This is a genomic window from Bartonella sp. AD328YNZD (assembly GCF_042196425.1).
Genome location: NZ_JBHIQG010000069.1, coordinates 1 through 8,196 on the forward strand (window position 1 = coordinate 1; position 8,196 = coordinate 8,196).

The window sequence follows — 8,196 nt, forward strand, 5'->3', positions numbered from 1 at the left end:
TGATCGCTGCTTAATACGAATGATAAGCTCGGCTTTCCCTATAGATAAAAACCAGAGTTGCAGGGTTCAGGGAAGTTATGCAAAAGTAAACTCGTAAAAGTGGACAGGAATATTTCACAATGACTGTGAAAAATGAAACAATAGATTATTCAAAAACTCTTTATCTCCCACAGACAAATTTTCCCATGCGTGCAGGTCTTCCACAAAAAGAGCTTGAATTGATGGCGCATTGGGAAAATATAGGGCTTTATGCGCAATTGCGCCAACAAGCAAAAGATCGTCCATTTTATATTCTTCATGATGGTCCACCTTATGCAAATGGTCATATTCATATCGGGCATGCTTTAAACAAAGTTCTAAAGGATGTGGTTGTTCGTTCATTCCAAATGCGCGGTTTTAATGCAAATTATGTTCCTGGTTGGGATTGCCATGGGCTTCCAATTGAATGGAAAATTGAAGAAAAATATCGAGCACAGGGAAAAAATAAGGACGAGGTACCTCTGAATGAGTTTCGTCAAGAATGCCGTGAATTTGCACAACATTGGGTAACCGTTCAAAGCGAAGAATTTAAACGCCTTGGTGTTGTGGGAGATTTTAACACGCCTTACACTACAATGGCTTTTCATGCAGAAGCACGCATTGCTAGTGAATTGATAAAATTTGCTATGTCAGATCAGATTTATCGTGGTTCCAAGCCAGTGATGTGGTCTGTTGTGGAGCGTACGGCTTTGGCAGAGGCTGAGATTGAATATCATGATCATGAATCAGAGGTGATTTGGGTTAAGTTTCCTGTTTTTGAAGCAAATTCTGATGATTTATATGGTGCTTATGTCGTCATTTGGACAACAACACCGTGGACAATCCCAAGCAATCGTGCAGTGAGTTATTCTTCGCAGATTTCTTATGGTATTTACGAAGTTGAAAGTGCTGAAAATGATTTTGGTCCTCAAGTGGGAGAAAAGCTTCTCTTTGCAGATGCTCTAGCGATGAGTTGTGCAGAAAAAGCCAAACTTGTTTTGAAGCGTTTGCGTGTTATTTCTGCTGATGAATTGAAAGCTCTTGTTCTTTCTCATCCACTCAAAGGTTTGGCGGGAGGGTATAATTATAAGATAGTATTGCTTGAGGGGGCGCATGTGACAGAGAATGCTGGTACAGGTTTTGTCCATACAGCACCAAGTCATGGGCGTGAGGACTTTGAAATTTGGAATGCTTATAAGCCTCTATTGGAGCAAGCAGGGATTGATTCATCTATACCATTTCCTGTCGATGATGCGGGTTTCTATACGAAAGATGTTCCGGGTTTGGGACCGGATCGTGAAGGGGGAGCAGCACGTGTTATTGATGATAATGGGAAAATGGGTGATGCCAATAAAGGGGTCATTAACGCTTTAATTAAAGCAGATCGATTATTTGCACGCGGTCGTTTGAAACATTCCTATCCCCATAGTTGGCGTTCGAAAAAACCCGTTATTTTTCGTAATACGCCGCAATGGTTTATTTCAATGGATAAAGATCTTGGGGATGGTTCAACTTTACGCAGTCGGGCTTTGGATGCTGTTTCAAAAACGCGTTTTATACCACCTTCTGGGCAAAACCGCCTAGCCTCTATGATAGAAGATCGTCCTGATTGGGTTCTTTCTCGTCAGCGTTCTTGGGGAGTTCCTATTTGTATTTTTGCGAATGAGGATGGTGTTGTTTTGAAAGATGAAAGCGTGAACGAACGTATTTTACGGGCTTTTGAAGTAGAAGGGGCAGATGCATGGTTTGCTGAAGGAGCACGTGAACGTTTTTTAGGTGACCGTGCGCATGAGCCTTGGATGCAGGTTCATGATATTTTGGATGTTTGGTTTGATTCTGGAGCAAGCCATAGCTTTGTATTAGAAGATCGGGCTGATTTAAAATGGCCTGCAGATGTTTATTTTGAAGGCTCTGATCAACATCGTGGATGGTTCCAATCTTCTCTTTTGGAAAGCTGTGGTACGCGTGCTTGCTCTCCTTATAAGGCAGTGATCACACACGGTTTTACTTTGGATGAGAATGGTAAGAAAATGTCTAAATCTTTAGGCAATACGGTTGTTCCGCAAGAGATCATTAAAACATCTGGAGCTGATATTTTTCGTCTTTGGGTGATGACAACAGATTATTGGGAAGATCAGCGTTTAGGCAAGAAAATTCTTCAGACAAATGTGGATTCATATCGTAAACTACGCAATGCAATTCGTTGGATGCTTGGAACTTTAGCACATGATGATGGAGAAGAAATATCTTATGGTGCACTGCCGGATCTTGAAAAATTTATATTGCATAGGCTTTTTGAACTTGATCAGTTGATTAATCGCGCTTACGATGAATTTGATTTTAAAAAGATTATGCGTGCATTATTGGATTTTTCAATCATTGAGTTATCGGCATTTTATTTTGATATCCGAAAGGATTCTCTTTATTGTGATGCGCCTTCATCAAAAAAACGCAAGGCCTCCTTGCAGGTTGTCCGTGAGGTTTTTGAGCGTATGGTAACATGGCTTGCTCCAATGTTGCCTTTTACTATGGAGGAAGCTTGGTTAGAGCGTTACCCAGAAAGCCAATCAGTGCATTTGGAACAATTTCGCTCTGTACCAGAAGAATGGCAAAACCAATCTTTGGCTGAGCGTTGGAAAAAAATTCGGCAGGTCCGTAAAGTTGTGACAGGTGCTTTAGAACTTGAACGTGCTAATAAGCGTATTGGATCCTCTTTGGAAGCTGCGCCTATTGTTTTTATTTCCAATCTGGTTTTACGAGAGGCATTAGAAAATGTGGATATGGCGGAGATCTGTATTACCAGCGCACTCACAATTACGCAGGATACAATGCCTTCCGATGCGTTTACTTTGGATGATGTTGAAGGTGTTGGTGTATATCCAAAGAAAGCGTTGGGAAAAAAATGTGCTCGATCATGGCGTTATACACAAGATGTTGGAAGTGATCCAGCTTATCCGGATGTATCTGCTCGTGATGCAGCTGCTTTGCGGGAATTGCGGATTCTTGGCAAGATTTAAAGTTTTAGATCAAAGGAAAGAAATGCAAGTATATTTCTCGTATTGATGAATATAGTTTTTTGTGGTACGAAAAAAATTCCGTTGTTTTATCTGCAGGGGGGGAAATTTGTATATGGACCGTTCTCTCATAAATAACGGGAATATTAATCAGCCATATACTTAGGAAATGGGATAAGCAGTGAGAAAATGTGAAGTAAAAATATTTCCAATAGGAATTTTAGGTATATGCTTTGTTTTAACGGGATGTAATGCGCCTACCTATGGTACCAATAAACCAGTTTCGATACAGTTTTTTGAAGATGTTGCTAATATCACTTCATTAACACCAACAAATAACAGCAGCCAGATTGTTATGAAACCCCATCCAAAGCTTATAATACCAAGTCCTAGTTCACGCAGGTTTTTACCGGTGCCACAACAAGATAAATCTGTCAATAAAATAGCAGCATCGAAGCAGCATCGGGAAAGTACTCCTTTTCCTCACAAGCGATCATTAGTTAATGGCGCTGGTTCAGAAAATCCTTCACAGTTGAGTGCGAAGCAACGACAAGAATATTTACGTCGTCAGAGAGCACAAGTTGGAAGTTCAAAATACCGTCGCTATCTCACTGAACCACCTTTAAGTTATCGCCAACCGGCAAAAATTGCACCTATTGGTCGATAAGAAAAAGACAAAATATAAAGTATGTGAAGTATTCTTCTCATTACTTATAACGCCAAGTTCTCGTTCACTCAGAGTTATAATGCTGCTGCAAGCTGGTTGTTATTTCCATGAAATAGCAATATGGCGATAGCACCGAGAGAGTGGTTCGGCGTCACTTTTTTAACAAGAAATATCTTTTAAGTCCATTTCACAACGTTGTTTTTGTGGATAGTATAACGTGAAAGCCATTGAAAATTAGCAGCTTTATTCTTATGAAGGAGAGAGCTTATACCATCATTTTATTTTCCAGATTTCAATGTTGTGGCAATTTTTGCATTTGAGAGCTTTCATAAAAGACATTTTTAGTCTTTTCTAAAACGTTTTTTATCTAGACAGTAACCTCACTTATGAGTGCCAAGAAAGAGATTTTTATTGCTTCAATGTAATTTGAAATAAGAGTATATCTACGATATTTTGGACTTTATATTTTATATACAAAATAATGAATTATTCTTATGAATGAATGTATCATTTTATAGAAGCATATGCAGGATTAAAAGAGAAAAAAATGCTTCAAAATAGCTTTCGCTATATCAGAAGGATGAATAATCTTTTTTAAGAAATAGGATAGTTTCTAAAGAGTAAAAGTTATGGAAGAAGAATTATTTTTAGTATCGTTTTTGTACAAAAAAATCTTTAAGTAATTGAGCTGCTTCTTTTTCTTTAAAACCAGAATAAATCTCAGGTTTGTGATGACAGGTTGGTTGCTGATAAAAACGTGGACCATTTTCTATAGCACCTCCTTTGGGATCATTTGTTGCGTAATAGAGACGTCGTATGCGTGCAAATGAAATAGCAGCAGCACACATAGCACAAGGTTCAAGTGTTACATAAAGATCGCAATCAGGAAGCCTTTCGCTTTGCAATGTTTTGCAAGCCATACGGATTGCGCGTATTTCTGCGTGTCCTGTAGGGTCATATGCAGATTTTATAAAGTTACCAGCGCGTGCAATGATAGCTTTTCCACGTGTAATGATAGCACCTACGGGAACTTCATCTTTTTTTGCAGCTTCTTGCGCTTCTAAAAGGGCTATTTCCATGGGCGTCAAAGTCATAATATTCTTCCTACTGAAGGTATAGAAAATCTAAAGGTTATCTCGATAAGGAATGCTATGGAATGAATAATTTATTACGCTTTTATAATGAAAAGAATACCTCTATTTTTTTAAGAGTTTAAAACAAACTTGCAAGTCAACAGATACATTATTGTCGTTAAAGGATAGAAAATGATAAATGATTATGCTACTTCATTTTTCAGGATAAGCGGTATGGTGCATGTGAATAATTTTCTGAACATACTTGCAAAGATTGGTTTGAAACGCAAATGAATGAAAATAATGAGAGTGAACGAATTGCTAAAAGATTAGCGCGTGCTGGTGTTGCTTCGCGTCGAGATGCAGAAATGATGATTGTTTCAGGTCGTATTTCTGTGAATGGTAAAGTCGTGAAAACGCCAGCTTTTAATGTTAGCCGCTCTGATGTTATTAAAGTTGATGGCAAACCTTTACCTCCTATAGAACGAACGCGTTTATGGCTTTACCATAAGCCAGCAGGTCTTGTCACCACGAACCGTGATCCTGAAGGTAGACCTACAGTATTTAGTAATTTACCAAAAGGAATGCCGCGTGTTCTTTCTGTAGGAAGGCTTGACATTAACACGGAAGGGCTTTTGCTTTTAACCAATGATGGTGGCTTAGCGCGTGTATTAGAACTTCCTGTAACGGGGTGGGTCCGCAAATATCGCGTCCGTGCTCATGGAAGAGTAAAACAGAGTGCGCTGGATAACCTTAAAAATGGTATTGCGATTAATGGTATTTTTTATGGTTCAATTGAAGCATCAATTGAACGCGAACAAGGGTCGAATATATGGCTTTCTGTTGCTTTGCGAGAAGGAAAAAATCGTGAAATAAAGAATGTTTTAGGGGCATTGGGATTATCAGTTAATCGATTAATACGTGTATCTTATGGTCCATTTCATCTCTCTGATTTAGAAGAAGGAGCTGTGCAAGAGTTAAAAGGGCGGATGTTACGAGATCAGTTGGGAGAGCGTTTGATTATGCAAGCCAATGCAGATTTTGATGCTCCTATTCTTAAGCCATTTTCAAATTCTGCAGTTGTTGCAGAAAAGAAAAGCCAGAAAGATCTTTCTGTTGCAAATGATGGTTGGGTTTTCTCAAGTGAAAGGGTGATACGACGTCGCTCAAGAGATGGTTCTGTTGAACATAGTCGCGCACGATTAAGTACAAAATCTCATGAAAATGTAAAAAAGGAGAAAAGTGAAGAAGGAAAAGTAGAGCGTTTTCTACCGCGTTCTCGCCGTGCTAATGTTTGGATGGCTCCTGGTGCACGTCCGCAAAGTGCACGTAGAAAGCCTTCCTATAGTGAGGAGAAATCGCATGGTTATAAGAGCGATTTGGATGGTAGAAAGTCCTTTCATCGAGGCAAGGAAAAACTAAAAGAAAGTTCGTCACACAAAGAGAAGAGGGAAAGTTTTGTTCAAAAACGTGGCAAAATATCTTATGACGAGACGCATCCCTTTGGTAAGAAAGATCGCTTTTTAAAGGATAAAGAGAAAATGATAAAAGGTGGTCATGATGAGCGTTCTTTTGAGAGAAAGAAAAAAGTAAAAACATTTGGTGGTTCTATGAAAAAATCTAAATCACAGAGAGATGGTGCAAAAACTTCGAAGCGATTTGGAGGTCCACGTGCGGATTATAGGCGGTAAATTTGCTGGTCGTGTTTTATTTTCGCCTGTTAATCAGTCGATTCGCCCAACGAGTGATCGTACACGTGAAAGCCTTTTTAATATTCTTTCTAGCCGTGAAGAACAATTTTGGACCAATAAACGCATTCTTGATCTTTTTGCTGGTACGGGGGCTTTAGGCATTGAAGCACTTTCACGTGGAGCAAAGGCTGCTGTTTTTGTTGAAAATTCAGTTGAGGGGCGTGGAGTACTTCAAAAAAATATCGAAGCTTTTGAATTGCAAGGGATTGGACGGATTTTGCGTCGTGATGCAACCAAACTTGGCAATATTGGAACAATGCTTCCATTTGATGTTATTTGCGCTGATCCTCCCTATAGCCGTTGTTTAGGTGAACGTGCTTTTGTAGAAGCTTTGCGAGGAGGTTGGGCAAAAGCTGATACACTCTTCGTGCTCGAAGAAAAGAAAGATACGATTATTCATTTACCAGATATTTTTTATCTAGACGATGAGCGTTTTTATGGTGAGACAGCAATACGTCTTTATAAATTACGATTGCTTACATCTTGAGAAAGTTCTTGTTTTTATCCGATAAGATAAAAAAATGTTTTTTCACAGTTTTCTTCATTTTATATGGTTTTTAAAAGGTCAAGCAGAAAGTAAATAAAATATTCTAATGTTAAAGGAATTGATGAAGTTTTATTAGCTTTACTACAGAAGGATGTTTTTTCTCCAATAGGATATATATATCCTCGATAATAGTTATGATCTTTTTTGTCTAATTTCTTTCTGCTATACCTTAATCATTACATTTCATCAGCAGTTGAAAGCTTTAAGCTATGCAGTCTGCATTTATATTTTAATGATGCGTAACTTTTATTTTTTGTTATTGTCTAAACTTAAAAAAGATATTTTGTTTAGTATTGAAAATATTGTTCATTTATCCTGAATATTTGTGTGTTTAGTTTAGTAGTATCGCTTGTTGATTTAATCATTACATATTAAGTAGATCTTAGAGTATTAAGTATCTTATCGTTGTGCAGCTTTAAGGATACTTTTTTATATTATTTTTTATCACTAAAGATAAGTAATTTATAAAAAAGGGGAGATTATCATGTTTAAATGGATATATAGTGAAGAAATTAGTACAGAAGCAAGTGCTGAGAAAATTTGGGCTATATGGGAAGATGTGGCATCATGGCCTTGCTGGGATAGTGAACTTGAGTGGGTAGAACTTTCTGGTCCTTTCAAAGAAGGCGCTATAGGACGCATGAAACCTAAAAAAGGACCTACAGTAACTTTTACACTTGATAAAGTTATAAAAAATATTTGCTTTTCTGATTATGCTAAACTTCCTTTTACACGTATGAGTTTTAATCATGAATATATTTGTTCAACAAAATCGGGTTCTTCAAATAACAAAATTCGTCATACTGTAATTATTTCTGGCTTACTTGCTCCTTTATTTGGAATGATTATTGGATCAAAAATTAAGTTACATCTTCGCGATGCAATGATTGAAATGAGTAAGCGTGCTCTTACTGAAAACAAAACCATCTTGTAAGGGTGTGCGTTTATAAAGAAGTTAACACCTTAAAAAAGGTGCAGAAATTGTAACTTATTATTAGAATGGAATCAGTTATGAGTATACGGCAAACCAATGAGCTACGGAGCATTTTTTAGTTAGCTGTTGAAATCGATTCAAATCATCTTACGGGATTAATTTTGCGCTAAAAATCTTATGAAATTCATTGAA

Annotated in this window: 6 protein-coding genes; 5 read left to right on the forward strand and 1 reads right to left on the reverse strand. The window is 37.7% G+C overall.

All coding sequences use genetic code 11. From position 1 onward, the window contains the following. Window positions 1-119: 119 nt before the first annotated feature. The gene (gene ileS, locus ACFIO3_RS05040) at window positions 120-3,035 is read left to right on the forward strand and encodes an isoleucine--tRNA ligase (RefSeq protein WP_375704156.1); all 2,916 of its coding nucleotides are present in this window, start codon (window positions 120-122) and stop codon (window positions 3,033-3,035) included. Window positions 3,036-3,213: 178 nt separating this feature from the next. Next, window positions 3,214-3,699, forward strand: coding sequence for a hypothetical protein (locus ACFIO3_RS05045; protein ID WP_375608058.1), 486 nt, complete (start codon window positions 3,214-3,216; stop codon window positions 3,697-3,699). 647 nt (window positions 3,700-4,346) lie between these two features. On the opposite strand, the gene ACFIO3_RS05050 is transcribed toward ACFIO3_RS05045, so the two are convergent. Beyond that, window positions 4,347-4,793 carry a nucleoside deaminase gene (locus ACFIO3_RS05050; RefSeq protein ID WP_375608059.1) on the reverse strand — a complete coding sequence of 149 codons (447 nt, stop codon included), beginning with the start codon at window positions 4,791-4,793 and terminating at the stop codon, window positions 4,347-4,349. 269 nt (window positions 4,794-5,062) lie between these two features. On the opposite strand from ACFIO3_RS05050, the gene ACFIO3_RS05055 reads away from it, so the two are divergent. The 3 genes from ACFIO3_RS05055 (at window position 5,063) to ACFIO3_RS05065 (ending at window position 8,004) form a co-directional block, all read left to right on the forward strand. Next, the gene (locus ACFIO3_RS05055) at window positions 5,063-6,463 is read left to right on the forward strand and encodes a pseudouridine synthase (RefSeq protein WP_375608060.1); all 1,401 of its coding nucleotides are present in this window, start codon (window positions 5,063-5,065) and stop codon (window positions 6,461-6,463) included. Beyond that, a complete protein-coding gene (gene rsmD, locus ACFIO3_RS05060; protein WP_375607336.1) occupies window positions 6,444-7,010 on the forward strand; it encodes a 16S rRNA (guanine(966)-N(2))-methyltransferase RsmD in 567 nt (188 codons plus the stop codon). Before ACFIO3_RS05055 ends, rsmD begins: the two co-directional genes overlap by 20 nt. A 544-nt stretch (window positions 7,011-7,554) precedes the next feature. Further along, the gene (locus ACFIO3_RS05065; protein WP_375614746.1) at window positions 7,555-8,004 is read left to right on the forward strand and encodes a hypothetical protein; all 450 of its coding nucleotides are present in this window, start codon (window positions 7,555-7,557) and stop codon (window positions 8,002-8,004) included. Window positions 8,005-8,196: the final 192 nt, after the last annotated feature.